The organism is Kitasatospora sp. NPDC007106 (assembly GCF_040634455.1).
In the GTDB taxonomy this organism is placed as follows: Bacteria; Actinomycetota; Actinomycetes; order Streptomycetales; family Streptomycetaceae; genus Kitasatospora; species Kitasatospora arboriphila.
Map to the genome: position 1 here is coordinate 1 of NZ_JBEYFP010000967.1, position 2,072 is coordinate 2,072.

At 77.0% G+C, this 2,072-nt stretch carries 2 protein-coding genes; one reads left to right on the forward strand and one right to left on the reverse strand.

The window, feature by feature from the left end; genetic code table 11:
* Positions 1-106: 106 nt before the first annotated feature.
* Positions 107-1,249: an SMI1/KNR4 family protein gene (locus ABZ641_RS34585; RefSeq protein ID WP_359988311.1), complete on the forward strand. Its 1,143-nt coding sequence runs from the start codon at positions 107-109 to the stop codon at positions 1,247-1,249.
* Here ABZ641_RS34585 and ABZ641_RS34590 read toward each other — a convergent pair.
* Positions 1,162-2,072 (reverse strand): tetratricopeptide repeat protein (locus ABZ641_RS34590; protein ID WP_359988313.1); only part of this gene is annotated, 911 nt, incomplete at its 5' end. The two genes, ABZ641_RS34585 and ABZ641_RS34590, sit on opposite strands and share 88 nt — an antisense overlap.

Here is a 2,072-nt window from a genome sequence, read left to right on the forward strand (position 1 = left end):
GGGCTGACGACCCCCGGGCCCGGCGCCGCGGGGCGCCGGAGCAGCCCCCTGAGCAGCCCCAGGGGCGGCCCGGCCGTGGAATCCGGCCTCGGCTACCCCGACCTCGGTGTGCTCGTCCTGGACGGGGACGCCCCCCCCCGAGCCCTGGCGCCGCCTCCCCGAGCCCGTCCCCGGCGCGCGGCCCGCCCCGACGGCGGACCCGGAACTGCTGGAGCGGACGCTCCGCGAGCGCCTGCCTGACGCCGCCGGCGCGACGGAGGAGGAGATCGCCGCCGCCGAGACGCGCCTCGGCGTCACGCTCTCCGACGAGCTGAAGGCGCTCTACCGGGTCGTCCGGGCGCGGTGGGAGGACCGGGGCGACGACTGGGAGGAGGCGGCCCGGGTGAACAGCGCAGTCGGCTGCGAGATCCACGACCTGGACGGCCTGTACGCCGTCGACGCGGCGGCCCGCCACACCCGGTGGCGGCTCTCGGCGACGGACGCGCTCCGCACCCCGCCCGACGCCCCGGTGCAGGGCCTGGCGGGCTCGCCCGGCTGGATCGTCTTCGGGAGCAACGGCGGCGACGAGCTGGCGGTCGACCTGACACCCGGCCCGGGCAGACACCTCGGGCAGGTGATCCTGGTCGGCCACGAGCTGAGCCTCGGCGCCGAACTCCTGGCCGACTCCCTCACCGACTTCGTCCTGGAGCGGACGACGGACGGACGCGGCGGCAGCACCGAGAGCGGCCTCCCGGTCGTGGCCAGGGTCGGGAACGGAGACCTCCGGTCCGTCCGGGCCGCCGCCCACCCCGACCTGGAGGTCCTGCGGATCGACAGGTCGGACGGCCCGTCGTCCGGCCTCGCCCCCGTCGCCGGGCTGCCCCGGCTGCGCACCCTCACCGCCTGGCCCGGCACGCTGGCCGACCCGCTGGAGATCGCCGGGCTCACCGGCCTGGAGTTCCTCGAACTCGGCCCCCGGGAGTGGCGCGTCCTGCTGGACGCCGGAGCCGTCCCCCGCAGCCTGTCGGCCGTGGCCGTCAAGGTGGGCGACGGCGACCACCTGCCCGTCGTGGACCTCGCCAACGAGATCCTGGCGCTGTGGGGCCGTCCCCCGATCGACCAGACCCTCCTGGAGGGCGACCTCGGCCCCCGTGGCATGAGCGGCGCGAGCCGCCCGGGAGCTCAGGCGGAGGTGAACGGCGGCTGCGCCGGAGCGGGGCCGAGGGTGGTCGTGCCGGGCGCCGCGGCGTGCCCGAGGCCCGTCCGGTAGGTGTCCAGCGCGGCCTCGGTGCGGCCCAGCCGGCGCTGCAGGTCGCCGAGCAGACGGCACAGGTCGGCCAGGTCGCCGGCCGCGCCGGTGGGCTCCAGCAGGGCGAGGGCCCGGCCGTAGTGCTCCTCGGCCGCTGCGCTGTCGGCCCCGTCCTCCGCGAGCAGACCCAGCAGCCGGTGGGCGGCGGCGCGGTGCACCGGCCCGCGGTCGGGCTGCAGCCGGTCGAGGAGCCGCACGAGCAGCTGCCCCGCCTCCTCGCGGCGGCCCAGTCGGCGCAGCACGTCGGCGAGCTCCACCTCCACCTGGGCGGTGTACAGCTCCGCCCGCCCGGCCGCCAGCATGTCGCGGGCGGTGGTGAGTTCGCGGGCGGCCGCGTCGAGGGCGCCGTCCTGGGCGTGCACGTAGCCGCGCATCCAGTGGCAGTGCGCCAACTCGGTGCGGATCTGCAGCTGTTCGTACAGCGCCGCGGCCCTCGCCAGTGAGGCGTCGGCCTCCGCGGTGCGGCCCTCGGCGAGCAGGGTGCGGGCGACGGTGCGGTGCATGCCCGCGACCAGGGCCGGGTCGGTCACCTGCGGGGCCAGGCCGAGCGCGATCTCGGCGGCCTGGGCGGCCCGGGCGTGCGCGCCCATGTCCAGGTAGGGCGCGATCGCGGCGGTGTACAGCAGGACGAGGGCGTCCGGGTCCTGCAGCCCGGCGGCGTTCAGTCCGTCGATCGCGCTCTCCAGCAGGTAGCAGGAGTAGCGCACCACTGCTTTTCCACGTTCGTCCGTCGACCCGCCGGGTCGGCGTGGATCTGACGTGTGCTCAACACCGGCCAAAACCG